19 protein-coding genes and 1 pseudogene are annotated in these 24108 nt (G+C 61.8%); 7 read left to right on the top strand and 13 right to left on the bottom strand.

Going from position 1 to position 24108, the window contains the following annotated elements:
- Nucleotides 1-78 precede the first annotated feature (78 nt).
- From OVA07_RS08355 to OVA07_RS08345, 3 genes are all read left to right on the top strand, one after another.
- Complete coding sequence (locus OVA07_RS08355; RefSeq protein ID WP_268170990.1) at nucleotides 79-1836, top strand: fatty acyl-AMP ligase; 1758 nt, start codon at nucleotides 79-81, stop codon at nucleotides 1834-1836.
- Nucleotides 1837-1942: 106 nt separating this feature from the next.
- Nucleotides 1943-2212 carry a hypothetical protein gene (locus tag OVA07_RS08350; protein ID WP_268170989.1) on the top strand — a complete coding sequence of 90 codons (270 nt, stop codon included), beginning with the start codon at nucleotides 1943-1945 and terminating at the stop codon, nucleotides 2210-2212.
- 80 nt (nucleotides 2213-2292) lie between these two features.
- The gene (locus OVA07_RS08345; RefSeq protein ID WP_268170988.1) at nucleotides 2293-4230 is read left to right on the top strand and encodes an alkyl/aryl-sulfatase; all 1938 of its coding nucleotides are present in this window, start codon (nucleotides 2293-2295) and stop codon (nucleotides 4228-4230) included.
- A 10-nt stretch (nucleotides 4231-4240) separates the two neighbouring features.
- On the opposite strand, the gene OVA07_RS08340 is transcribed toward OVA07_RS08345, so the two are convergent.
- On the bottom strand, nucleotides 4241-4642 hold the full coding sequence (locus tag OVA07_RS08340; protein WP_268170987.1) for a c-type cytochrome: 402 nt from the start codon (nucleotides 4640-4642) through the stop codon (nucleotides 4241-4243).
- A gap of 194 nt (nucleotides 4643-4836) precedes the next feature.
- Here OVA07_RS08340 and OVA07_RS08335 point away from each other — a divergent pair, with 194 nt between their 5' ends.
- The gene (locus tag OVA07_RS08335) at nucleotides 4837-6240 is read left to right on the top strand and encodes an FAD-binding oxidoreductase (RefSeq protein WP_268170986.1); all 1404 of its coding nucleotides are present in this window, start codon (nucleotides 4837-4839) and stop codon (nucleotides 6238-6240) included.
- A gap of 54 nt (nucleotides 6241-6294) precedes the next feature.
- Here OVA07_RS08335 and OVA07_RS08330 read toward each other — a convergent pair whose 3' ends face one another.
- The 5 genes and pseudogenes from OVA07_RS08330 to OVA07_RS08310 all read right to left on the bottom strand — a co-directional run bounded on the left by OVA07_RS08330 (nucleotide 6295) and on the right by OVA07_RS08310 (nucleotide 14006).
- Nucleotides 6295-8316 carry an acetyl-CoA carboxylase biotin carboxylase subunit gene (locus OVA07_RS08330; protein WP_268170985.1) on the bottom strand — a complete coding sequence of 674 codons (2022 nt, stop codon included), beginning with the start codon at nucleotides 8314-8316 and terminating at the stop codon, nucleotides 6295-6297.
- Nucleotides 8317-8336: 20 nt separating this feature from the next.
- A complete protein-coding gene (gene scpA, locus OVA07_RS08325; protein ID WP_268170984.1) occupies nucleotides 8337-10463 on the bottom strand; it encodes a methylmalonyl-CoA mutase in 2127 nt (708 codons plus the stop codon).
- A 121-nt stretch (nucleotides 10464-10584) separates the two neighbouring features.
- Entirely contained in the window at nucleotides 10585-11025 is a 441-nt protein-coding gene (gene mce, locus OVA07_RS08320) for a methylmalonyl-CoA epimerase (RefSeq protein ID WP_268170983.1), read from the bottom strand.
- Nucleotide 11026: 1 nt separating this feature from the next.
- The gene (locus OVA07_RS08315; protein WP_268170982.1) at nucleotides 11027-12205 is read right to left on the bottom strand and encodes an acetyl-CoA C-acyltransferase family protein; all 1179 of its coding nucleotides are present in this window, start codon (nucleotides 12203-12205) and stop codon (nucleotides 11027-11029) included.
- 273 nt (nucleotides 12206-12478) lie between these two features.
- Nucleotides 12479-14006, bottom strand: a pseudogene (locus OVA07_RS08310) (acyl-CoA carboxylase subunit beta).
- A gap of 226 nt (nucleotides 14007-14232) precedes the next feature.
- Between OVA07_RS08310 and OVA07_RS08305 the strand changes: the two are divergent.
- A complete protein-coding gene (locus tag OVA07_RS08305) occupies nucleotides 14233-15642 on the top strand; it encodes a helix-turn-helix domain-containing protein (RefSeq protein ID WP_268170981.1) in 1410 nt (469 codons plus the stop codon).
- A gap of 4 nt (nucleotides 15643-15646) precedes the next feature.
- Here OVA07_RS08305 and OVA07_RS08300 read toward each other — a convergent pair whose 3' ends face one another.
- From OVA07_RS08300 to OVA07_RS08275, 6 genes are all read right to left on the bottom strand, one after another.
- Complete coding sequence (locus OVA07_RS08300) at nucleotides 15647-15937, bottom strand: hypothetical protein (RefSeq protein ID WP_268170980.1); 291 nt, start codon at nucleotides 15935-15937, stop codon at nucleotides 15647-15649.
- Nucleotides 15938-16104: 167 nt separating this feature from the next.
- Nucleotides 16105-16485: a VOC family protein gene (locus OVA07_RS08295; RefSeq protein WP_268170979.1), complete on the bottom strand. Its 381-nt coding sequence runs from the start codon at nucleotides 16483-16485 to the stop codon at nucleotides 16105-16107.
- 136 nt (nucleotides 16486-16621) lie between these two features.
- Nucleotides 16622-16963, bottom strand: a complete 342-nt coding sequence (locus OVA07_RS08290) for a DUF2322 family protein (RefSeq protein ID WP_268170978.1) — start codon at nucleotides 16961-16963, stop codon at nucleotides 16622-16624.
- Nucleotides 16964-17079: 116 nt separating this feature from the next.
- On the bottom strand, nucleotides 17080-18354 hold the full coding sequence (locus tag OVA07_RS08285; RefSeq protein ID WP_268170977.1) for a dipeptidase: 1275 nt from the start codon (nucleotides 18352-18354) through the stop codon (nucleotides 17080-17082).
- 248 nt (nucleotides 18355-18602) lie between these two features.
- Nucleotides 18603-19901, bottom strand: coding sequence for an MFS transporter (locus OVA07_RS08280; protein WP_268170976.1), 1299 nt, complete (start codon nucleotides 19899-19901; stop codon nucleotides 18603-18605).
- A 46-nt stretch (nucleotides 19902-19947) separates the two neighbouring features.
- Nucleotides 19948-20421, bottom strand: coding sequence for a MarR family winged helix-turn-helix transcriptional regulator (locus tag OVA07_RS08275; protein WP_268170975.1), 474 nt, complete (start codon nucleotides 20419-20421; stop codon nucleotides 19948-19950).
- 76 nt (nucleotides 20422-20497) lie between these two features.
- Between OVA07_RS08275 and OVA07_RS08270 the strand changes: the two genes are divergently transcribed.
- Together OVA07_RS08270 and OVA07_RS08265 are read left to right on the top strand one after the other, a co-directional pair.
- A complete protein-coding gene (locus OVA07_RS08270; protein WP_268170974.1) occupies nucleotides 20498-21979 on the top strand; it encodes a carotenoid oxygenase family protein in 1482 nt (493 codons plus the stop codon).
- Complete coding sequence (locus tag OVA07_RS08265; protein ID WP_268170973.1) at nucleotides 21976-22449, top strand: DUF3237 domain-containing protein; 474 nt, start codon at nucleotides 21976-21978, stop codon at nucleotides 22447-22449. Before OVA07_RS08270 ends, OVA07_RS08265 begins: the two co-directional genes overlap by 4 nt.
- Before the next feature lie 43 nt (nucleotides 22450-22492).
- Here the strand turns inward: OVA07_RS08265 and OVA07_RS08260 are convergent, their stop codons facing one another.
- Nucleotides 22493-24088 carry an MFS transporter gene (locus OVA07_RS08260; RefSeq protein ID WP_268170972.1) on the bottom strand — a complete coding sequence of 532 codons (1596 nt, stop codon included), beginning with the start codon at nucleotides 24086-24088 and terminating at the stop codon, nucleotides 22493-22495.
- Nucleotides 24089-24108 lie beyond the last annotated feature (20 nt).

Raw genomic sequence — 24108 nt, 5'->3', positions numbered from 1 at the left:
ATGGAGCAGTCATGGGCCGTTCACCTGTTGGCGCAGAATAGGCCTTCAGGACGATAGAAGAGATCATCGGGGTATCGCATGACCGTTTCGAACGCCGTCGCTGAAAAGGCGACTCTCGTTCCCACACCCAATGTCGACGTGCAGCCGCGCCGCTATGCGGATTTCGACACTTTTTGCGATGCGCTCGATTATGCCGCCAAGGGCGTGCTGGGTTTCAACTTTCACGATCCGCGCGGCAACCTTGCGCGCCCCTACCCCTACAGCGAACTGCGCGAAGATGCGCTCGTCGCCGCGCGCAAGCTGATCGCGCTGGGCGTTCAGCCCGGTGATCGGGTGGCGCTGGTGGCTGAAACCGGTGCTGATTTTGCCGCGATCTTTTGTGGCGCGATGTATGCGGGTGCCTGGCCTGTGCCGCTGCCCCTGCCCACCAGCTTTGGCGGCAAGGAAAACTACATCGATCAGCTTGCGGTCCAGCTTGCCAGTTCTGACCCGGCAATGCTGGTCTATCCTGACGAGATCGCCGAAATGGCCGGTGCTGCCGCTGCGCGCCAAAACTGCCCCGGCCTGTCGTGGAGCGAATTTCACGCAGGCGCGGCGTCGGACGCGCCGCTGCCCACGCCTGATCCCGATGCGATCAGCTATCTGCAATATTCCAGCGGTTCCACCCGCTTCCCGCACGGCGTTGCGGTCACGCACCGCGCGCTGCTGGCCAATCTTGCCGGCCATTCGCACGGGATGAAGATCGACAACCCGGACAGGGCCGTATCGTGGCTGCCGTGGTATCACGACATGGGGCTGGTCGGCTGCTTCCTGTCGCCCATCGCCAACAGCGTTTCGGTAGACTTCCTGAAAACCGAAGATTTCGCCCGACGCCCGCTGGCGTGGCTTGACCTCATCAGCCGCAATCAGGGCACCACGCTGTCCTATTCGCCCACCTTCGGCTACGATATCTGCGCCCGCCGCATTTCCAGCCAAAGCCACGTGGCCGATCGATTCGATCTTTCGCGCTGGCGCGTGGCAGGCAACGGGGCCGACATGATCCGCCCTGACGTGATGCAGAATTTCGTCAACGCCTTTGCAGATGCCGGGTTCAAGGCCGAAGCCTTCCTGCCCAGCTACGGCCTTGCTGAAGCGACGCTGGCAGTTACCGTCATGCCGCCGGGCGAAGGTATCCGGGTTGAACTGGTGGCCGAAGAACGCCTTTCGGGCACCCCGCGCGATCTTTCGCGCCCGGCCCGCTATCGCGCCATGGTCAACTGCGGCGTTCCCGTGCTGGGCATGGAAGTGGCCGTGCGCGGTGAAAATGGCAACGAAGTGCCCCATCACCATATCGGCAAGGTGTGGTGCCGCGGCTCGTCGGTCATGCATTCCTACTATCGCGATCCTGAAGCGACCGCCGACTGCATGGTCAATGGCTGGCTGGACACGGGCGACATGGGCTATGTCGATGAAAAGGGTTATCTTTTCATCGTTGGCCGCGCCAAGGACATGATTATCATCAACGGCAAGAACCACTGGCCCCAAGATATCGAATGGGCCGTGGAGCAGCTTCCCGGCTTTCATCAGGGCGATATCGCCGCGTTCTCGGTGGAAACCGAAAATGGCGAAGAAGCGCCTGCCGTTCTGGTCCATTGCCGGGTGTCCGATCCGGTTGAACGGGTAAAGCTGCGCGATCAGATTCGCGACAAGGTGCGGTCGATCACCGGCATGAACTGTGTGGTTGAACTGGTGCCGCCGCGCACTCTGCCCCGCACCAGTTCGGGCAAGCTCAGCCGTGCAAAGGCGAAAAAGTTGTATCTGGCGGGTGAGATTGAACCTTATCGCCTGGCTGCCTGAACCAGGACATATCGATATCGGGGCCTGAACATATCCATATCGGGGGTTGACGGCCCGCCTCTCTTGGCATTCCTTGGTAACCGGGAAAACAGGGGAGAGGACGCAGATGGCAAAAGCCAGCACGGCGCCTGCAGGCGATACGCATGAACTTTCCGGTGTAGTCATCGGATGGGAACACCGCGCCTTTGCGGGCAACATCGATCTGACTGTGCAGTCGACCACCAAAAGCCACCCCTCGCCGGGTGAGGTAGACAAGCATCATCTGCTAATGACCCGCAATCAGGCCCTGTTACTGGCGCATTACCTGCTGCGCCTGACCGGGCATCAACCGCCTGCCCCACGGCGACGTGGCCTTCTTGCCCGCCTGTTTGGCTGACTTGCACTTCACGCTTCCCTAATCGTTCGATTAAGGCCACTCTGCCAACCTGCATCCACGAATATTGGAGCGGGAGAGAGATGCAAGCACCAGTCCTTTGCCGTGCGCTGCTCGCCAGCGCTGCCCTTTGCCTTGGCCCGGTCACCGCATGGGCCGAAGCCCCCACCGATGCCACGCGGCAAGTCAATGCCGCAGCACTGGCCGATTTGCCCATGGCAGACCGGCGGGATTTCGATTTCGCCCAGCGCGGCTTCATCGCCACGCGCAAAGACCCCATAATCCGCGATGCCGCAGGCAAACCGGTGTGGAACACCACAGCGCTCGCCTTCGCCAAAGGTGATGCTCCGGCCAGCGTAAACCCCAGCCTGTGGCGCCACGCGCAGGTTCTGGGCAAGGCAGGCCTGTTCCGGGTGACTGACCGCATATGGCAAGTGCGCGGGTTTGATGTGGCCAACATCACCTTCGTCCGCGGCGACAAGGGCTGGATCGTGATCGATCCCTTGACCGCAACCGAAACCGCTACCGCCGCCTATGACCTGATCAGCGAACAGGTTGCAAAACTGCCGGTCAGCGCCATGATCTACACCCACAGCCATGTCGATCATTTCGGCGGTGCGGCAGCATTCACCGATGCGCTGGCCAAAGATGCACCGATCATTGCGCCACTGGGTTTCACCCGCGCGGCAGTGAGCGAGAATGTGATCGCAGGCCCGGCAATGGGCCGCCGCGCCGGATATCAGTTCGGGCTTGGCCTGCCCAAAGGGCCGGAAGGATCAATGGGGGCCGGCATCGGTATCGGTGTTGCTGGCGGCAAGCGCAGCCTTGTTCCACCCACGCGGGAAATTGCCGAAACCGGCACTGAAATGATGATCGACGGCGTTCGCATCCGCTTTCAGATCACCCCCGGCACCGAAGCTCCCGCGGAGATGAACTTTGGCTTTCCCGACTGGAACGTGGCCGACCTTGCCGAAAACGCCAATGCCAGCCAGCACAATATCCTGACCCCGCGCGGCGCGGTTATCCGCGATGCCAAGGCATGGGCGCAGGGCCTGACTGAAGCCATAGACTTCTTCGCCGGGGCTGAAGTGCTGATAACCAGCCACGGCTGGCCCCGCTTTGGCCGGGAAGTCATCACCGATTATCTGGGCAAGCACCGCGATGCCTATGCCTATCTTCACGATCAGACAGTGCGCCTGATGAACAAGGGCCTGACCGGAACCGAAATCGCCGCGAAGCTGACTCTGCCGCCTGCCTTGGCCAAGGAATGGTACGACCGACCCTATTACGGCTCCTACAGCTTCAATTCGCGCGCGGTCTATCAGTTCTACATGGGCTGGTATGATGGCAACCCGGTCCACCTTGCCCCGCTTCCCCCCGAAGACGGCGCGCGCCGTTATGTCGCTGCGCTGGGCGGCGCGGATCGTGTACGCACGCTGGCACACGATGCCTTTGCCAAAGGCGATTATGCCTGGGCGGCAGAACTGCTCGACAAGGTGGTTTTTGCTGGCAGCGGCGATCGCGCAACACAGGTTCTGCTTGCCCGGACCTATCGCCAGCTCGCTTATCAAAGCGAGAATGCGCTGTGGCGGAATATGTATCTGACAGCGGCTGGCGAACTTGAAGACGGCGTTGCAGCGCAAGACCCCACTGGCGGCGCAGGCCTGCTGGCGCAACTTCCACCATCCGATCTGTTCGATGTGCTGGCCGTCCGGCTCGACCCGGCAAAATCGGGGGATAGCGCAGTGGCGCTGGGCTTTGCCTTTCCCGACAAAGCGCAGGAATATACCGTAAGTGTCGCCAATGGTGTGCTGGTGCATCGCCCCGGATTACGCGATGGCCGTCAGGCCACCTTAACCGTGCGCTATGCCGATCTGGTCTCCGCGCTGTTCACGGGACAACCTTTGGCTGCAAAAGTCGCATCGGGCGATGCCAGAATCGAAGGGGATCCGGCTGCCTTTGCCCGCCTGATTGGCTGGCTCGACAAACCGGATCCGTCATTTCCGATCGTTACGCCTTAACGGCGATAGATCAGGGAACCGGCTTTTTCAGATAGGCAATTACCGCTGCACGTTCAGCCGGATTGGGAATGCCCGCAAACGCCATCGAGGTGCCGGGAACAACCGATGAAGGCTTGGCCAGCCACTTGTCGAGCGTGGCGTCATCCCACTTCACCGCAGCCTTCTTCATCGCGGCAGAATACTTGAAGTTCGGCACCAGGCCTGCCTTGCGTCCGGCAATGCCCGAAAGGTTCGGTCCCATCTTCATCGGAGCATTCGGCGTAACCGCGTGGCAAGCCACACAACGCATGAACACCTTTTTGCCCAGCACCGGATCACCGGCAGGCGCAGCCGTGGCAGAACCTGCCAGCGCAGCCCCAGCCAGACCGATCACGATACCACCGGCAATCATCGCACCCTTGAACTTGCTCATCAAACAACCCTGCCCTGTTCGAACCATCCAAAACCGGCAATCCAGAACTGGCTATGCCGGAGCCGGACCATTTTTCCGCAAGGGCGCTGTATCCCGGCTGAACGGCGATTTGCCATAACAAACCGCAAGGGCAGACAAAAAAGGTGGCGCATATCGCACATTCGCATCGCGCGCGGCCCGCGCTATGCAGGGGAATGGACCAGATTGCATCGCCCGCACCCCGCCCGTTCCCTGCCGGATTTGCCGATGCGCTTGCCGCGCGCTTTGGCCCCGCCTGCCAGATGGGTGAAGCCGTGCGGGCGCAACATGGTGCCAGCGAATCGCATTTCCCAACCGTGCTGCCCGATGCGGTCGTCTTTGCCGCCTCGACCGCCGATGTCGTGGATTGCGTGAACCTGTGCCGGGAAGCGGGCGTCGCCATTGTGCCCTACGGCGCGGGCACGTCGCTGGAAGGACACACTTTGCCGTTGGCGGGCGGGATCAGCCTTGATCTGACGCGCATGGACGCCGTGGTCGAAGTGAACCAGACAGACTTCGACTGCACCGTGCAGCCCGGCATCCGGCGCGAGGCGCTGAACGCGCATTTGCGCGACACCGGTCTGTTCTTCCCAATCGATCCCGGCGCAAACGCCACCATCGGCGGCATGGCGGCCACGCGCGCATCGGGCACCAACGCCGTGCGCTATGGCACCATGCGCGAAGCCGTGCTCGGCCTTGAAGTCGTCACCTCGCAGGGCAAAGTGATCCGCACCGGTCGCCGCGCCAGGAAATCGGCCGCCGGATATGACCTGACGCGCCTCTACATCGGTTCGGAAGGCACACTGGGCATCATCACCGGCATCACCTTGCGCCTGCATCCCGTGCCCGAAGCGATCATGGCGGCCACCTGCCCGTTCGACAGTCTGGAAGGCGCGGTCGAAACCGTGGTGCAGGCGTTCCATTGCGGCGTGCCCATGGCACGCATCGAACTGCTGGATGCCATGCAGGTCCGCGCGGTCAACCTTCGCGCCAAGCTGGGCCTGACCGAAGCGCCAACCCTGTTCTTCGAATTTCACGGTAGCCCGCATGGCGTGGCCGAACAGGTGGAAACGGTAAAGGCGCTGGCAGCCAGCAACGGCGGCGGTGACTTCCAATGGTCACCCCGCGCCGAAGACCGCACCCGGCTGTGGCGTGCGCGGCACGAAGCCTACTATGCCGCTGTCGCCCTGCGCCCCAACGCCATCGGCTGGACCAGCGATGTCTGCGTGCCGATGAGCCGCCTTGCCCAATGCATCGTTGAAACCCGTGCCGACCTTGACCGGTCCATTGTGCCTGCCACGATCGTCGGCCATGTCGGCGACGGCAATTTCCACGCGATCTTCTCGATTGACCCCACGGCCCCGCACGAAATGGACGAAGTGGCCGAAATCAACCGCCGCATGGTAGCCCGCGCGCTGGCCATGGACGGCACCTGCACCGGCGAACACGGCATAGGTATCGGCAAACAGACCATGCTGGTGGACGAACTGGGCGAAGATGCGGTCGACGTGATGCGCGCGCTGAAACAGGCGCTCGACCCGCAGAACCTGTTCAATCCGGGCAAGATCTTCAGCGCATGAAAAAGCCCTCTCCTTGCGTAAGGAGAGGGCTTTTTCACACCACGCAGGTGGCGATCATTCCATTTCGAGAATGATAGCGTCCACCGCCAGACTGTCGCCCGCCTTGGCGTTGACGGTCTTCACCGTGCCCGCCTTTTCGGCGCGCAGAATGTTTTCCATCTTCATCGCTTCGACCACGGCCAGCGGCTGTCCGGCTTCCACCGTATCGCCTTCGCCCACGTTCAGCGCGACGAGCAGACCCGGCATCGGGCAAATCAGGAACTTCGAAAGATCGGGCGGGATCTTTTCGATCATGTGCCGCGTAAATGGCGCGATATGCGCAGGCAGAACCTGCACATTATGGATCGCGCCGCGCGTCGTCAGCTTGAAGCCTGCGCGCGTCGGTTCAACCTTCACCGACAGCGGCTTGTCATCCACCTCGCAATGTACCATCCGGTCGCCCGGCGTATATTCCAGCCCGATGTCGACAGCCATGCCATCAACCGTCACTTCATCCTCGTCCAGCACGACCGCGTAAGTCGCCCCGCCAATGTTCACCGCCCATTCGTAAGGCGGATCAAGTTCATCACCCAACTGCCCATCCACCCGCCGCGCGCGGTCTGCCCGTGCGGTGGCGAGGAACCCGGCCAGCGCGGCCAAGGTCTGCTTCAGGTCGTCAGACGTCGCCGCACCGGTAAAGCCTTCGGGATATTCCTCGGCGATAAAGCCGGTGGTCAGTTCGCCCGAACGGAAGCGCGGATGCTGCATGATCGCGGACACGAAATCGATGTTGTGGCCCAGCCCTTCAATCTCGAACGCATCCAGCGCCTCGATCTGCTTGTCCGCGGCCTCATCGCGCGTCTTGCCCCAGGTCACCAGCTTGGCGATCATCGGGTCATAGAACATCGACACTTCGCCGCCTTCGTAGACGCCATCGTCCACGCGCACGCCATCCACGCCCCGGCGACCATTTTCCGCGCCATCATCCGTCCAGCCATCGACAGGCGGGTTATAGCGGATCAGGCGGCCGGTCGAAGGCAGGAACCCGCGATAGGGATCTTCTGCATAGACGCGGTTTTCAATCGCCCAGCCATCGATCTTCACATCATCCTGCGTCAGGCTCAGCTTTTCACCAGCAGCCACGCGGATCATCTGTTCGACCAGATCGACCCCGGTGATGCATTCCGTCACCGGATGCTCCACCTGCAGGCGGGTGTTCATTTCAAGGAAGTAGAAGCTCTCACCCGTCGGGTCCGCGCCCGAGACGATCAGTTCCACCGTGCCCGCTGAATAGTAGCCAACGGCGCGCGACAGGGCCACGCACTGCTCGCCCATCGCCTTGCGCATCTTGGGCGTGACGAACGGCGAAGGCGCTTCTTCCACCACCTTCTGGTGGCGGCGCTGGATCGAGCATTCGCGCTCGTTCAGGTACAGAATGTTGCCGTGCTTATCGCCCAGAATCTGGATCTCGATGTGGCGAGGGTTGAGAATGAACTTCTCGATGAACACGCGGTCATCGCCGAACGAATTCAGCCCCTCACGCTTCACCGCCTCAAAGCCTTCGCGCACGTCCTTTTCGTTGTAGGCAAGGCGCATGCCCTTGCCGCCACCGCCAGCCGACGCCTTCATCATCACCGGATAGCCGATCTCGTCCGAGATGCGCACCGCATGCTCGGTATCCTCGATCTCGCCCACGAAACCGGGAACGACATTGACGCCCGCAGCCTTGGCCAGCTTCTTGGATTCGATCTTGTCACCCATCGCGGCAATCGCGCCGACAGGTGGCCCGATAAACTCGATGCCCTCTGCCGCCAGCGCCTCGGCAAACGAGGTGCGCTCGGACAGGAAGCCATACCCCGGATGCACCGCTTCGGCCCCGGTCTGCTTGCAGGCGGCAATGATCTTGTCGGCAATCAGGTACGACTGCGCGGCAGGCGCAGGCCCGATATGCACGGCCTCGTCCGCCATCTGCACGAACGGCGCCCGCGCATCGGCATCCGAATAGACCGCCACCGTCTGAATACCCATGCGGCGCGCGGTCTTGATAACGCGGCAGGCAATTTCGCCACGGTTGGCGATGAGGATTTTCTTGAACATTCTATCTACCCTTCAATCGCTTATGCATCCACCGGCGGCATGTTGTGCCCCAGCAGCCGCAGCATATCTGCCGCGCATTCCACCACATTGCTGCCCGGACCATAGATGCCCTGTACGCCTGCTTCGCGCAGGAAATCATAGTCCTGCGGCGGGATCACACCGCCTGCCACAACCTTGATATCAGGGCGGCCCGCCGCGCGCAGGTGGCCGATCAGTTCGGGGATCAGTGTCTTGTGCCCGGCGGCCAGCGACGATGCGCCAACCGCGTCCACACCCTTTTCCAAAGCCAATGCGGCGGCTTCTTCGGGTGTCTGGAACAGCGGGCCACTGGTCACGTCAAAACCCATGTCGCTGAATGCGCTGGCAATCACGTTCGCGCCGCGATCGTGGCCGTCCTGCCCCATCTTGGCCACCAGCATGCGCGGGGTGCGGCCAAGGCGGCGGGTCACGGCTTCCACGCCATCGACAACCTGCTGGTAGCGCGAGTCACCGGCATAGGCAGAACCATAGACGCCCTTCACCGGTGTCGGGAACGTGCCGTGGCGGCCAAACACCACTTCCATCGCATCCGAAATCTCGCCCAGCGTCGCACGGTGGCGCGCAGCCTCGACGGCGAGTTCGAGCAGGTTCCCGCCCGTCTTCGCGCCCTCGGTCAGCGCGTTGAGCGCCGCACGGCACTTGGTTTCGTCACGGTTCTCGCGCACCCACTTGAGGCGGGCGATCTGGCCCTGACGCACCTTGTCGTTATCGACTTCCAGCGTCTCAAGCAGGTCTTCGCTGGCAAGGCGATACTTGTTGACGCCCACGATCACGTCCTCGCCACGGTCGACGCGGGCCTGACGGCCAGCAGCGGCTTCCTCGATCATCGCCTTGGGCCAGCCAGCGGCGACGGCCTTGGCCATGCCGCCTTCGCTTTCGACGCGCTCGATGATCTCCCACGCCTTGTCGACCAGTTCCTGCGTCAGGCTCTCGATGTAGTACGACCCGCCCAGCGGATCGACCACATTGCACATGCCCGTCTCTTCCTGAATCACGATCTGCGTATTGCGCGCGATGCGTGCGGAAAAGTCGGTCGGCAGGGCAATGGCTTCGTCCAGCGCATTGGTGTGCAGCGACTGTGTGCCGCCCAGCATCGCGGCCATCGCCTCGATCGTGGTGCGGATGACGTTGTTGTAGGGGTCTTGCTCCTGCAAGCTGACGCCCGAAGTCTGGCAGTGGGTGCGCAGCATCTTGCTGCGTTCGTCCTGCGCGCCCAGCTTGGTCATCACCCGATGCCACAGCACACGCGCGGCGCGCAGCTTGGCCACTTCCATGAAGAAATTCATGCCAATGGCGAAGAAGAACGACAGGCGGCCCGCAAACTTGTCGATATCCAGACCCGACGCCACGCCGTACTTCACGTATTCCATGCCATCGGCAATGGTGAAGGCCAGTTCCTGAACCTGCGTCGCGCCCGCTTCCTGCATGTGATAGCCGGAAATCGAGATCGAGTTGAACTTGGGCATCTCGCGGCTGGTGTAGCCGAAAATGTCCGAGATGATCCGCATCGAAGGTTCGGGTGGATAGATGTAGGTATTGCGGACCATGAACTCTTTCAGAATGTCATTCTGAATGGTCCCGTCGAGCAGCTTGCGCTCAACGCCCTGTTCCTCACCTGCCACAATGAAGAACGCGAGGATCGGGATCACCGCGCCGTTCATGGTCATCGAAACCGACATCTGATCGAGCGGAATGCCGTCGAACAGGATCTTCATGTCCTCGACGGAATCGATGGCGACGCCCGCCTTGCCCACGTCGCCCGTGACGCGCGGATGGTCCGAGTCATAACCGCGGTGCGTGGCGAGGTCGAACGCCACCGACAGGCCCTTTTGCCCGGCGGCAAGATTGCGGCGATAGAAGGCGTTGGATTCCTCAGCGGTGGAGAACCCCGCATACTGCCGGATGGTCCACGGACGCCCTGCATACATGCTGGCGCGCACCCCGCGCGTGAACGGTGCAAAACCGGGCAGGCCGGGATCAACCGTCACGTCCTCGGCGGTGTAGAGCGGCTTGACGGCAATCCCTTCCGGCGTTTGCCAGGTCAGATCCTTGCCCTTCACTTCCTTGGCGGCGGCGGCCTGCCAGTCTGTCAGTGTCTTGTCGCTCATCGTCCGTCCCTTCGCGTGAGGGACATCGCCCTCCACACAATCGTCATCCTGGCGCAGGCCGGGATCCATTACCGCACCGTCATGCCCCCCGGCCTGCGCCGGGGCGACGGTGCCATCGGGATCAGTGGTGATCGCCCTTCGGCGTCTCCATGATCTCGGTCAGTTGCCCGCCCATGTCCTTGGGGTGGACGAAGAAAATCAGCGTCCCATGCGCACCGATGCGGGGGTCGCCCAGCACGCGCTTGCCCTGGGCTTCAAACCACGCCTTGGCCGCATGAATGTCCGGCACTTCGTAGCAAAGGTGGTGCTGCCCGCCCAAGGGGTTGGCCGCCAGCCACTTGCCCACCGCGCTGTCGGGGCTGGTCGGCTGGATCAGTTCGATCTGCGTTCCAGCCGTGCCACCTTCGCCCGGTGTGTTCACGAAACACACCCGCACCTGCTGGCTTTCCAGCACGAACGGTTCGGTAATGTCTGAAGCGCCCATCACGTCGCGATAGAACGCAATGGAAGCCTCGATATCCGGCGTGGCAACGCCAACGTGGTTCAGACGGCCCAGCTTCATGTCAGACCCTTTCGATGACCATGGCGATGCCCTGACCGCCGCCGATGCACATGGTGATAAGGCCATAGCGTCCGCCGGTGCGGTGCAGTTCGTACATCGCCTTGATTGTCAGGATCGCGCCGGTCGCGCCAATCGGGTGGCCCAGCGAAATGCCCGACCCGTTGGGGTTGGTCTTGGCCGGATCAAAGCCCAGTTCCTTGGCCACGCCACAGGCCTGCGCGGCAAAGGCTTCGTTCGCCTCGATCACGTCGATCTGGTCCAGCGTCAGCCCTGCGCGCTGCAGCGCTACCGGCACCGCCTTTACCGGGCCAAGGCCCATCACGCGCGGCTCAACGCCCGCATGACCCCAGCCGATGATCTTCGCCATCGGCTTCAGCCCGTGCTCTTCCACGGCCTTGCCGCTGGCCAGAACGACCGCAGCTGCGCCATCGTTGATACCGCTGGCGTTGCCTGCGGTGACGGTGCCATCCTTCTTGAATACCGGCTTCAGCGTGGCCATTGCTTCCACGCTGGCATCGGCGCGGAAATGTTCGTCGGTGTCGAACACGACCGTGCCCTTGCGCGTCTTGATCTCCACCGGAACGATCTGTTCCTTGAAGTATCCGGCTGCCACAGCCGCCGCCGCGCGCTTGTGGCTTTCCACCGCAACCGCGTCCTGCTCTTCACGGCTGATGCCGCACTGTTCGGCCACGTTTTCCGCGGTGACGCCCATGTGGAAGCCTTCGAACGGATCGTGCAGCGCACCCAGCATGGCGTCCATCAGCACCTGATCGCCCATCTTCTGGCCGTTGCGCGCGGTGAGGATCATGTGCGGCGCATTCGACATGCTTTCCGCGCCGCCACCAATGGCGATGTCCTGTTCGCCCAGCGCAATGCCCTGCGCGGCAGAGACAATCGCCTGAAGGCCCGAACCGCACAGGCGGTTGACGTTCATCGCCGGCGCTTCAATCGGCACGCCCGCGTTCACCGCCGCCACGCGGCTGACATAGGCGTCCTTGGGCTGGGTCGGCACCACCGTCCCGATCACCACGTTCTGCACCTTGTCCGCGCTAATCCCGGCGCGGGCAATCGCTTCCTTGATGACAATCGCGCCGGTTTCCGCCGGGCGCAGCGAAGCAAGGCTGCCACCAAACGAACCGATGGCCGTGCGCGCGCCCGAAACGATGAAAATGTCTGTCATGCTGATGTTCCCAAAACTGCCCGACCAAGCCACGCGATCGACGCTGCACCTGATCCGACTGCAAAAACCCCCACGAAACCTGCCCAAATGCGCGAATGCATACAAAGTAGCGCAAACACTATCGGACTATCGGACTTGCGCCATGCGCTACCGAATCCGTTTTCAATTATGCCATCTGCAACCCATTTGTTTGGTCGCGACCAAGCCCACCGCGCCAAACAAAACCCCACCCAAGCAAGCCAGGCACAGAAAAGACTCCAAAACCATGCCATCTCACAGCGGAATGTTGTCGTGCTTCTTCCACGGATTTTCCAAGCTCTTGTTCTTGAGCTTGCGCAGGCCCAGCGCCACGCGGCGGCGGGGTGGAATGCGGGTGGATCACTTCGTCCACAAAGCCCTTGCTTGCCGCCACGAACGGGTTGGCAAAGCGGTCTTCGTATTCCCTGGTCTTCACCGCCTGCTCTTCAGACGAAAGGCCACGGAAGATGATTTCCACCGCACCCTTGGCCCCCATCACCGCGATCTCAGCGGTCGGCCAGGCATAGTTCAGATCGCCGCGCAGGTGCTTGGACGCCATCACGTCATAAGCGCCGCCATAGGCCTTGCGGGTAATGACGGTGATCTTGGGCACGGTCGCTTCGGCATAGGCGAACAGCAGCTTCGCGCCGTGCTTGATGATGCCGTTATGCTCCTGCGCAGTGCCCGGCAGGAAGCCCGGCACGTCGACAAAGGTCAGGATCGGAATGTTGAACGCATCGCAAAAGCGCACGAAACGCGCGGCCTTCTTCGATGAATTGATGTCCAGCACGCCTGCCAGCACCATCGGCTGGTTGGCCACCACACCCACGGTGCGCCCTTCGACACGCCCGAAACCGATGATGATATTGCCCGCATGTTTGGGCTGCACTTCAAAGAAATCGCCTTCATCCACCGTCTTGCGGATGACTTCGTGCATGTCATAGGGCTGCGTGGCCGATGCCGGGACGATGCTGTCAAGGCTCGGCTCAAGCCGGTCATAGGGATCGGACGTGGGCCGTTCGGGCACATCCTGAAGGTTCGACAGCGGCAGGAAATCGAAGAAGTCGCGCGCCGCCAGCAGCGCCTCGATATCGTTTTCCAGCGCCAGGTCAGCCACCGACGTCTTGGTCGTATGCGTCACCGCGCCGCCCAGTTCTTCCTGCGTGACGATCTCGTTCGTCACCGTCTTCACCACATCGGGGCCGGTCACGAACATATAGCTGCTGTCCTTCACCATGAAGATGAAGTCGGTCATCGCGGGTGAATAGACCGCGCCGCCCGCGCAAGGCCCCATGATGAGCGAAAGCTGCGGCACCACGCCCGATGCCAGCACATTGCGCTGGAACACTTCGGCATAACCGCCGAGCGATGCCACGCCTTCCTGAATGCGCGCGCCACCCGAATCGTTCAGCCCGATCACCGGCGCACCCACTTTCAACGCCATGTCCATGATCTTGCAGATCTTCTGCGCGTGGCGCTCAGACAGCGAACCGCCGAACACGGTGAAGTCCTGGCTGAATACATAGACCAAGCGGCCGTTGATCGTGCCAGATCCGGTCACCACGCCGTCGCCCGGAATCACCGTATCCGGCATCCCGAAATCGACGCAGTTGTGTTCGACGTACATGTCGACTTCTTCAAAGCTGCCTTCATCCAGCAGCACGTCAAGCCGTTCGCGCGCGGTCAGCTTGCCCTTGGCGTGCTGCGCGTCGATGCGCTTTTGCCCGCCACCCAGCCGCGCGGCTTCCCGGCGCTTTTCCATCTCGGCAATATTGGCGGACATCGGCTGCACCCTCTCGCTTGAACGGTGTTGTTTCAAAATGGTGTCCGGCCCCGGCCCACGCTCCCTCCCCGGAGTATGGACCGAAGCCGGAACCGTACCTGTCCCCGGTGAAGGAAGTTCGGGTTCAAACACGGATTGGCCTTCCACCTGCGCCAGTCGGCTTGCCAAGTCCAATGTTATTCTGCAAACTTGCGAAGACAAAGTTTGCAAATTGGACCCATCCGAAATGGCCAGACGCCGCCTCTTCGCCGGAGAACAACTCAAGACCTTGCGCACCACGCGCAAGCTGCGTCAGGGAGAAATGGCGTCCTTGCTGGGCATCAGCGCGTCCTATCTGTCGCAGATCGAGAATGACGAACGCCCGCTGACCCCGGCGCTGACCGACAGATTGCAGGCCGCCTTCCCAGTAGAATGGCAGGACTTTGCTGCTGACCGCGTGGAACCGGTGCTGACCGCTCTGCGCGAAGCCGCCTCAGACCCGCTGCTGGGCGAAACCCTGCCCGGCGAACAGGTAGAGCGCGTGGCCGAACAATACCCCGCCTTTGCACAGGCCTTCGCCCGGCTGTGGGATCAGCACCGCCGCTCGGTCCAGCGGCTGGAAATCATCGACGAAGCGCTGGGATCGGACAGCATTTCGGGCGGTCGCCTGCCGTGGGAAGAAGTGCGCGACTGGTTCCACCACGCCAACAACTATGTCGACAGCATCGACCGCGCCGCTGAACGCCTCGCCGTGCGCCTGTCAGGCACCGGCATGTCACCCACCCTGGCACAGATGGCCGGCTGGCTGGAAATGAACGGCATTGCCGTTGAATATGCCAGCGGCGGGGCCATGCGGCGCTTTGATCCCGACGCCCGCCGCCTCACGCTCGATCCCAACCAGCCTATCGAATCTGGCCGGTTCCAGATGGCCTATCAACTTGCCGCCGTGGCCCTACGTGATGAAATTGCCGCCATCGTTGCCGACGCCACCCTGCAATCCGCCGCCGCGCGCCAGTTGCTGACCGTCGGCCTTGGCAATTATGCCGCAGGCGCGCTTATAATGCCGTATGAATGGTTCCGCGCCCGCGCGCGCGAACTGCGCCACGATATCGACCAGTTGCGTCAGGCCTTCGGCGCCAGTTTCGAACAGGCCTGCCACCGCCTGTCCACGCTGCAACGCCCGCAGGCCCGCGGCATTCCCATGTTCTTCTGCCGCGTCGACATGGCCGGCAACATCACCAAACGCCATTCGGCCACACGCCTGCAATTTGCCCGCTTCGGCGGAGCCTGCCCGCTATGGGTCGTCCACGAAGCCGTCGCCATCCCTGACCGCATCCATGTGCAGGCCGCCCAAATGCCCGATGGCGTTCGCTATGTCTCCATCGCCAAAGGCCTGGTCAAACCATCGGGCAGTTTTTACCGCCCGCCGCGCCGTTATGCCGTGGCGCTGGGCTGCGAAGCGGCATTGGCCGATGAATTCATCTATGCCGACGGGCTGAACCTCGCCCGGCCCGAAACCGTCACCCGTATCGGCATTTCGTGCCGCATTTGCCCGCGCGACACATGCGATCAGCGCGCCTTTCCGCCCAGCGACCGCGCCATCGTGGTCAATCCCCACACGCGCGATCTGGTGCCTTATGGCATTACCGATATGTGACCGATCAATCGGCCTGTTGCAACGCCAGCACCGATTGCGCGCCCGCAAACACTTCCTCAACAGCGCCCGCCACGGCAGCCTTCATCATTTCCGGGTTGATGTGGAAGGCCTGCGGAAACGCCGAATAATCGACCGAAAGCTGCGCCACCTGCTTCAGTTCGTCCAGCCAGCCTTCCGGATCGGGCGACAACCGCGCCAGTTGCGGCAACATGGCCGATACCAGCACGCGCAAGGTGTTGTGATGAATGGCAAGCGCGCCAAGGCTCACCTCGCGGTTGCGATCTTCCACCAGCATATCTGTGCGCCCCGTTGTTTTTCGTAAGGTGTTTCCACAGTCGACAGCATAATATGCACAACCCGTCAACGCCCCTGCCAACCTCCAAAAGACAGCGCCTCCCCCGCATCTTGGCGAAGGAGGCGCATGGCCGTCAGCTATGTTCCTGAAAAATCAGGAAGTGCGTTTTACGCAGCCGGATTGGGCGCAAACGCACAAATTTTGTTGCCATCAGGATCGCGCAGATAGGCGCCATACTGCTGCCCCGGCGAATTCGGGCGCACGCCCGGCGCACCTTCACAGCTACCGCCATTGGCCACGCCCGCCGCATGCCACGCATCCACCACAGACGAATCCGCAGCCTTGAAGCCCAGCGTATAACCGTTCGAAACGCTATGCGCCTCGCCATTGGCAGGCGTCGCGACGATCAGCGACCCGGCTGCCGAAGGAAATGCCGTCCCATGCGGCAGCGGCACTGCCGTTTCATGCCCCAGCGCCGCCATCACCGGCGTATAGAACGCGCGCGATTTTTCAACATCATTGGTGCCAAGGAACGTGTGGGTGAACATCAGATCTCTCCATAAAAAATGTTATGCAACCAAACCATTCTTGCCCGGATCGAACGCCGCCGTCGAGAGGTTTTGGGAGGGAAATAGTGGATCTTGAAACGGCGGACCACATGCGATTGTCCCGCCATCCGCCAGATCATGTCGCTGCGATAATCTCGATACGCAGCGCCGCTGCGCCGCCCGCGATATCAAGCAAGCGATCAACATTCGGGTGGGCGCCCGGACGGTTGCGGGCATCGGCGGTATGTTCGGCAAACACGGCCAGACCGTGTTCTGCCGCTTTCGCATCCAGCACGCCAAAGCTCTGCTGCAAATATTGATACAAGGCCAGCGAACCTTGTTTGCCGGGCTGGTTTTCAATGCTGGTAACAATCGCGCCATCGGCATCGACAAGATCGATGCGCTGCACACCTTCAACAGTCGGCAATTGTTGAAGATTGTCTTTGAACGTCGCACTTGGTTGAATGGTCGCCAGCATGTCCTGCGTTCCTGAAGGGATTAGGGGCCTGAAGGGATTAGGGCCTGAAGTGAATAAGGGCCGCCGCGTAACACCTTCACCCTCATCGCGCCATCAGGCCATGCAGATCATTCCCCTCAGAACCCCGTTTCATTCTCCAGCGCAGGATCATTTTTGTGCGCCGCTGCATAGCTTTCCGCCGCTTTCATCACCCGCATCATGTTGCGGCTGGACAGTTTTTCCAGATCGGCCTGTGACCAGCCGCGACGGGCGAGTTCGGTGAACAATGCAGGATACATCGAAACATCATCCAGCCCGACCACGGTGCTTTCCACTCCGTCCAGATCGCCGCCCAACCCGACATGATCCGCGCCGATCAGCTTGGCGATGTGGCTCAGGTGGTCGGCCACATCCTTGACGCTGCCACGCGGCATGGGGTTGGCTTTGATCCACGCTGCCAGCGCCACCTTGGCCACCTCTGGTTCTCCCCGGTGCAATGCTTTCAGGCGGGCATCTTCAGCGTCGCGATTCGCGCTCCACTGGCGCGCGGCTTCAACCACATAAACCGGATAGAAGTTCACCATCACGATCTCGCCCTGCGCACCGATGGCCTTCAGCGTTTCGTCCGAAATGTTGCGGGTGTGGCCGTTGATCGCGCGGGCGTTGGAATGGCTGACAATCACCGGCGGGCCTTTCAGCGCCAGCACATCGCGCATCGTCGCCTCGCTGACGTGGGCAAGATCCACCAGCATGCCCAGCCGCTGCATTTCGCGCACCACTTTTTCGCCAAACGGGGTCAAACCGTCATGCGCGGGCGCATCGGTCGCGCTGTCGGCCCAGGCGTTGTTCTTGAAGTGGGTCAGCGTCATGTAGCGCGCGCCAAGCCCATGCATCTGGCGCAGCACGGCCAGCGATCCGCCGATGGAATGTCCGCCCTCCATGCCGATCAGCGACGCCACCCGGCCCGCCTTCCACGACGCCTCAACACATTTGCTATCGGTGCAGAACTGCATGTCCGCGGGATAGGCGGCAATCAGGCGGCGGGTCACATCGATCTGTTCCAGCGTTGCCTGCACGGCCTGCGGTTCGGGCAAGGTTGCCGAAACATAGACTGACCAGAATTGCGCGCCCACTTTGCCCGCCTTCATCCGGGTCAGGTCAGTCATCATCGGCGGCATGCCCTTGGCCGCATCGTCGGTTCCGCGCGTGTCATGGAAATCGAAGCCTTCCAGCACGTCCTTGCGCCGTTCGCGCAATTGTTCGGGCACGTCATTGTGCCCATCCCACACAGGGGCCGCCCGCAGCGCGGCATCGGCCACACCGTCCGGATATTGCGCGGGCGCAGCGCCCGTCAGCAGGATGAGGGCAAGCGGGGCGAGAACAAGCGGGGGGAGCAAAAGCTGTCTGGTCATACCGCCATCATTCACCGGATCGCGTCCGCGCTCAACCCGGTGGCGCAAAAAGGGTGCTGTCCTACAGATGGCCGTTCTGCAATGGTCCGCTTGCTGCTCTTTCCATCGTCAATTGCCCGCCCAGCCGCTTTATGCGTTGATTTTCAACACGAAAGGCCGGATCGAACCATGGTCCGCCCGGCCCCGTTACGTGTCCTCTGGACTGTGTAAACAGTGTAAACCCCCTCCCGGTCCAAAGGGGGTTGTGCCTACATTTCCTTGCGCAGCATCAGCAGCATCGCCGCTGCAAAAAGCGAACCCAGCGCCATCACGATGGACACGCCCAGCAGGCCAAGCCCAGCCTGCGTGAACAGCACGCCTGCCAGAATGGGCGATCCCGCCGCACCAATACGTCCAGCCCCGATGGCAAAGCCAGTGCCAGTGGCACGCACATGCGTCGGGAAGCCTTTGGCGAACAGGGCATAGAAGCCGACGATGGCAGCATTGGTGGTAAACCCGGTGCAGAACACCGCCACCTTCCACCCGTCCAGCGTCTCACGCCCAAAGCCAAAGGCCATGACTGCGATCGAACCGCCCAGCAGCATCACGATGGTCGGCCACTTCAGCCCGAAACGATGCATGGCATAACCAAACAGCCCGCCCCCAATCGCCCCGCCAATGTTCGCCCACACCAGCACGCTGGCCGCCTGCGGTTGCGTATAGCCGAAGTCGGCCACGATCTTGGGCGACCATTTGAGGATGTAGTAGAATGTGACGGCGTGGAACGAATAACCCAGCGTGAACAGGATCGTGGTGCGCAGCAGGCCCGGCTTGAAAATGTCGAACACGCCAGGCTTTTCGACATGATCGGGCACCGGCGGCAGGATCGACGCCAGCGGCATCGCCAGTTTGCGCAGCGAAGCGTTGATCCGCTCCAGCGCGTCAGGCGCGCGGCGCGTGACATAATAATCCGGCGTTTCCGGCACGAACAGGAACACCAGCGGGATGAACACGGCGGTCGCAATCGCGCCAAATTCGAACACCACGCGCCAGTCGCCATCCTTGAGCAACACGCCCGCCACGGTTCCGCCCACGGTCGCCCCGATGGGATAACCGATGACCATCAGCGCCATTGCCAGCGACCGGCCTTTCAGGCTGGAGAGTTCCGCCGTCACCGCGTTGATCGCAGCCAGCATACCGCCAATGCCCAGCCCGGTGATGAAACGCCACAGCGCAAGCCCCGAAGGGCTGCCCGATGTCGTGGCCAGCCACATGCCGCTGGTCATCACCAGCAGGCAGACGAGGATGGTGGGACGGCGTCCAAACCGGTCGGCAGCGCCGCCCAGCAGGATCGAACCGAAGCCCATCCCCACCAGTTCCATCGAAAGCACCACGCCCAGCGCATCACGTTCGATGCCCCACTCCTTGGCAATGCCGGGCGCAGCAAAGGCGCTGGACAGCACATCGAAGCCGTCGAGCGCGTTCAGCGCGATCATCAGGATTACGGCGATCCATTGGCGGAGGCCCATCGGCGTCTGCTCGATCACCTCGCGCGGGGTCTGTGTCATGCGGCCCTTATCCTCTCCGAACGGGTCAATTGCTATTCTTTATAACTCAATCGTGGATTCTGGAAAGCAGTTCAGTCAATTGCCGCACTTCCTTGTCGGAAAAGCGGCTTTTGACCCACGCCTCATGCTCGCCAATCGCCTTTTTGGCGCGGGCCAGCATGGCGATACCGTCGGGTTCCAGATGCAGCGCCTGTTTGCGCCCGTCCTTTTCCGAACGATCCCGCCGCAGAAAATGCTTGGCCTGCAACCGGTTGATGATGGCCATGGTGGTGGCGCGGTCCATCCGCAGCCGCTGGGCAAGATCGGTCTGCGCAATGCCAGGGTGATCGTCGACCAGCCACAGCACCGATACCTGCTTCTGCGTCAGGTCCAGATCGGTGAACGTCTCGGTGAAATGTCGCAGGCAGGCCCCGTGCGCCAAGCGGATGTGGAAGCCCAGAATATCGTTGATCGCGCCGATGTCCGCCTCGTCGGTGTGACCGACAGGTGCGATGGCATCGGCGAATTTGTCCTTAATCAATGCCCTGTCCCCAAAAACACCGCGAATGCGCTTGTTTAATTGTTAGCATTACATACAATATCGCGAGGAGGATGCCATGGCCCAATTTCCTGACACACCCAGCTTCACGGGATTCAACACACCATCGCGGATCGAGGCAGACATTGCCGATCTGGCCCACGAAGGCACGATTCCGCATGAGTTAAACGGCGCATTCTATCGCGTCCAGCCCGACCCGCAGTTTCCCCCTCGGCTGGGCGATGACATTGCCTTCAATGGCGATGGCATGATTACCCGGTTCCACATCCACGATGGGCAAGTGGACTTCCGCCAGCGCTGGGCCAAGACCGACAAGTGGAAGCTGGAAAACGCAGCGGGCAAAGGGCTGTTCGGTGCCTATCGCAACCCGTTGACCGACGATGAAGCGGTGAAGGGCGAATACCGCTCAACCGCCAATACCAACGCCTTCATCTTTGGCGGCAAGCTGTGGGCGATGAAGGAAGACAGCCCCGCGCTGGTCATGGACCCGGCGACGATGGAAACCTTCGGGTTCGAAAAGTTCGGCGGCAAGATGACCGGCCAGACCTTTACCGCGCATCCCAAAGTCGATCCCAAAACCGGCAACATGGTGGCCATCGGCTATGCCGCCAGCGGCCTTTGCACCGACGATGTAACCTACATGGAAATCAGCCCCGAAGGCGAGCTAATCCGCGAAGTGTGGTTCAAGGTGCCCTATTACTGCATGATGCACGACTTCGGCATTACCGAGGATTACCTGGTTCTGCATATCGTGCCGTCTATCGGTAGCTGGGAACGGCTGGAACAGGGCAAGCCGCACTTCGGCTTTAACACCACCATGCCGGTGCATCTTGGCATTATCCCCCGCCGCGACAACGTGACCAATTCCGACATCCGCTGGTTCAAGCGCGACAACTGCTTTGCCAGCCACGTTCTCAACGCATGGCAGGAAGGCACCAAGGTCCACTTCGTCACTTGCGAGGCGAAGAACAACATGTTCCCCTTCTTCCCCGACGTTCACGGCGCGCCGTTCAACGGGATGGAAGCGATGAGCTATCCCACCGATTGGGTGGTCGACATGGCCAGCAATGGCGAAGACTTTGCCGAGATCGTGAAACTGTCCGACACGGCGTCGGAGTTCCCCCGCATCGATGACAGGTTCGCTGGCACCAAAAGCCGCTATGGCTGGTTCCTTGAAATGGACATGCGCCGTCCGGTGGAACTGCGCGGCGGAAGCGCAGGCGGTTTGCTGATGAACTGCCTGTTCCTGAAAGACTTTGAAACCGGCAAGGAACAGCATTGGTGGTGCGGTCCCGTATCCAGCTTGCAGGAACCCTGCTTCGTCCCACGCAGCGCCGACGCCCCCGAAGGTGATGGCTGGATCGTACAGGTGTGCAACCGTCTGGAAGACCACCGTAGCGACCTGTTGATCTTCGATGCGCTGGATATCGAAAAAGGCCCGGTCGCCACGGTCAACATCCCCATCCGCCTGCGCTTTGGCCTGCACGGCAACTGGGCCAACGCAGACCAGATCGGGCTGGCCGCGATGGAGGCGGCATGATCCAGCCCCGCATCCAACCGGGCCTTGAATTCGTCTATGAAGCCACCGGCGAACTGGAACCGCCGGTGGCAATTGGCGAGACATTCGACGGCACCCGGCGGATCATTCCCATCGTCGGCGGCGGGCGCGTTGAAGGGCCGCTGATACAGGGCAGGCTGATCGGCAATGCTGCCGACTGGCAGGTGACCCGGCCCGATGGCGTGACCGTGGCCGACGCAATCTATGCGCTGGAGACCGACGACGGGGTGGTGATCCAGATCCGCAACCGGGGGTTGCGCCATGGCCCGCCAGACGTGATGCAGCGGCTGGCCAGTGGGCAGGAGGTCGATCCGGCGGAATACTATTTCCGCACGGTGCCCGAATTCATCGCCCCGGTGGGCAAGTATGACTGGATGAACCGGTCGATCTTTGTCTGCTCGGGCGCGCGCTATCCGCTGGGGATCAAGCTGTGGGTGTGGCGGGTAACCTGACCCTTTAGCCAAAGCCGCGCCCCCGCCTGCGCGGGGGCGCGGCTTATCCTTCAGCCCGTGTCAACAGCGCCGCTTCATCGCGTTCGGCCCGGCGGGCAATCAGCACCATCAGCACTGCAATGGGGATAGCCACCACGTTGATGGACAGCATGGCCGTGCGCAGCGATCCTGTGGCGTCGGACAGAAGGCCCACCACATATGGCCCGATGCCCATGCCCAGAATGGTCATCACCAGCAGATAGAGACTGGCGGTCAACCCGCGCATCCTTGGCAGGACCTGATCGTAAAGGATGGCATAAAGCGGCGGCATCCATCCCGTCAGGATGAAGCTGTAGATCAGGAAGCGGCCATAGAAGCTGCCCGGATCGCCCGCGTAATAGACCCAGAACGAAAGGAAAGGCGAAACGCCCATGGCAAACAGCGCCACCCATGCCCGCCCGCCTCCGGGAAAACGCTGGTTCAGCCAGTCCGAAAGCGGTCCCCATACCAGCGGCCCGACAATGCCCATCCCAGCCGAAAGCAGGCCGAACTGCAAAGCGGTTTCCTGCATCGACAAGCCATACGTGCGGATCAGGAAGCTGGGATTGAACGCCATCATCCCATAGTTGAGCGAGGATTGCAGCGTGCCCACCGCGATGCACATCATCAGCGTCGGCGACCGGGTGATGACGCGGAATGCCTGCCCATCGCCCAGCTTCATCCCCTGCATCAGATTGACGATCACGAACACGCCAAGGCCGATGACTGACCATTGCAGCGCGTGCGGGTTGATCGACAGCGCACCCAGCATCATCGCCGGTTTGGGGCTGACCGCATTGCTTACCTGTGTCAGCGCGAAGGCGCCCGCCACGATTAGAGCCAGCGCAATCAGGTTGCCACGCACCATGCCCGCACTGGCGCCACGCCCCTTCATGCCCAGCCAGTGGAAACCTGGCGTGACCGATCCCAGCAGGGCCAGACTGGCGCGGAACGGGTGCGGATCGACAGGCGTATCGATGCCGTCCATCTGCCCGCGCTTGGGTTCCTTCAACGTCCACAGGAAAGCTGCCAGCACGAACCCCGGCGCGGCGGCGACAAGGAAGGCAAACTGCCAGCCCTTCAGGCCGAACGGCGCAGTGCCGATGGCATAGGCAGCGTCCCATTCATGCGCGGCCACCCCGCCCAGCACCAGCGAACCGCCCAGCCCCAGCGCAATGGCCGATGCCATGACTGACATGACAAAGCCGCGCCGGTGCTTGGGCCAGAAGTCATAGACCAGCGATGTGCCCGCAGGCTGGGTCGCCGCTTCACCAATGCCCACGCCAAGGCGCGACAGCGCCAGCATCGAAAAGCTGGATGCGAGCCCGGCAAGGCCCGTAGCGGCTGACCAGAACAGCAAGCTGATACCCAGCAACCGCGTGCGCACCCAGCCATCGGCCAGACGCCCCACCGGCAAGGAAAACAGCGCATAGAACAACGCGAAGACGGTGCCATAGAGCAGCCCCATCTCGGCATCACCGATGGCAAGATCCTTTTTGATCGCAGGCGCAAGGATGGCCAGAATCTGCCGGTCAAGCAAGCTCATCGCGTTGGTCAGCGCGACAAGGATCAGCGCATACCAAGCGCCGGGGGCGAGCGTGCGGCGCGGTTCGTTGGTCATCTGCTCTCCCGTTATCTTAT

Origin of the sequence: Novosphingobium sp. SL115 (assembly GCF_026672515.1) — a bacterium.
In the GTDB taxonomy this organism is placed as follows: Bacteria; Pseudomonadota; Alphaproteobacteria; order Sphingomonadales; family Sphingomonadaceae; genus Novosphingobium.
This window is presented reverse-complemented; position numbering and strand designations above follow the sequence as displayed.

Bases quoted from the DNA above. Each gene is read 5' to 3' on its own strand.
- OVA07_RS08355 (WP_268170990.1), top strand. From the start codon at position 79: ATGACCGTTTCGAACGCCGTCGCTGAAAAGGCGACTCTCGTTCCCACA.
- OVA07_RS08350 (WP_268170989.1), top strand. From the start codon at position 1,943: ATGGCAAAAGCCAGCACGGCGCCTGCAGGCGATACGCATGAACTTTCC.
- OVA07_RS08345 (WP_268170988.1), top strand. From the start codon at position 2,293: ATGCAAGCACCAGTCCTTTGCCGTGCGCTGCTCGCCAGCGCTGCCCTT.
- OVA07_RS08340 (WP_268170987.1), bottom strand. From the start codon at position 4,642: ATGAGCAAGTTCAAGGGTGCGATGATTGCCGGTGGTATCGTGATCGGT.
- OVA07_RS08335 (WP_268170986.1), top strand. From the start codon at position 4,837: ATGGACCAGATTGCATCGCCCGCACCCCGCCCGTTCCCTGCCGGATTT.
- OVA07_RS08330 (WP_268170985.1), bottom strand. From the start codon at position 8,316: ATGTTCAAGAAAATCCTCATCGCCAACCGTGGCGAAATTGCCTGCCGC.
- scpA (WP_268170984.1), bottom strand. From the start codon at position 10,463: ATGAGCGACAAGACACTGACAGACTGGCAGGCCGCCGCCGCCAAGGAA.
- mce (WP_268170983.1), bottom strand. From the start codon at position 11,025: ATGAAGCTGGGCCGTCTGAACCACGTTGGCGTTGCCACGCCGGATATC.
- OVA07_RS08315 (WP_268170982.1), bottom strand. From the start codon at position 12,205: ATGACAGACATTTTCATCGTTTCGGGCGCGCGCACGGCCATCGGTTCG.
- OVA07_RS08305 (WP_268170981.1), top strand. From the start codon at position 14,233: ATGGCCAGACGCCGCCTCTTCGCCGGAGAACAACTCAAGACCTTGCGC.
- OVA07_RS08300 (WP_268170980.1), bottom strand. From the start codon at position 15,937: ATGCTGGTGGAAGATCGCAACCGCGAGGTGAGCCTTGGCGCGCTTGCC.
- OVA07_RS08295 (WP_268170979.1), bottom strand. From the start codon at position 16,485: ATGTTCACCCACACGTTCCTTGGCACCAATGATGTTGAAAAATCGCGC.
- OVA07_RS08290 (WP_268170978.1), bottom strand. From the start codon at position 16,963: ATGCTGGCGACCATTCAACCAAGTGCGACGTTCAAAGACAATCTTCAA.
- OVA07_RS08285 (WP_268170977.1), bottom strand. From the start codon at position 18,354: ATGACCAGACAGCTTTTGCTCCCCCCGCTTGTTCTCGCCCCGCTTGCC.
- OVA07_RS08280 (WP_268170976.1), bottom strand. From the start codon at position 19,901: ATGACACAGACCCCGCGCGAGGTGATCGAGCAGACGCCGATGGGCCTC.
- OVA07_RS08270 (WP_268170974.1), top strand. From the start codon at position 20,498: ATGGCCCAATTTCCTGACACACCCAGCTTCACGGGATTCAACACACCA.
- OVA07_RS08265 (WP_268170973.1), top strand. From the start codon at position 21,976: ATGATCCAGCCCCGCATCCAACCGGGCCTTGAATTCGTCTATGAAGCC.
- OVA07_RS08260 (WP_268170972.1), bottom strand. From the start codon at position 24,088: ATGACCAACGAACCGCGCCGCACGCTCGCCCCCGGCGCTTGGTATGCG.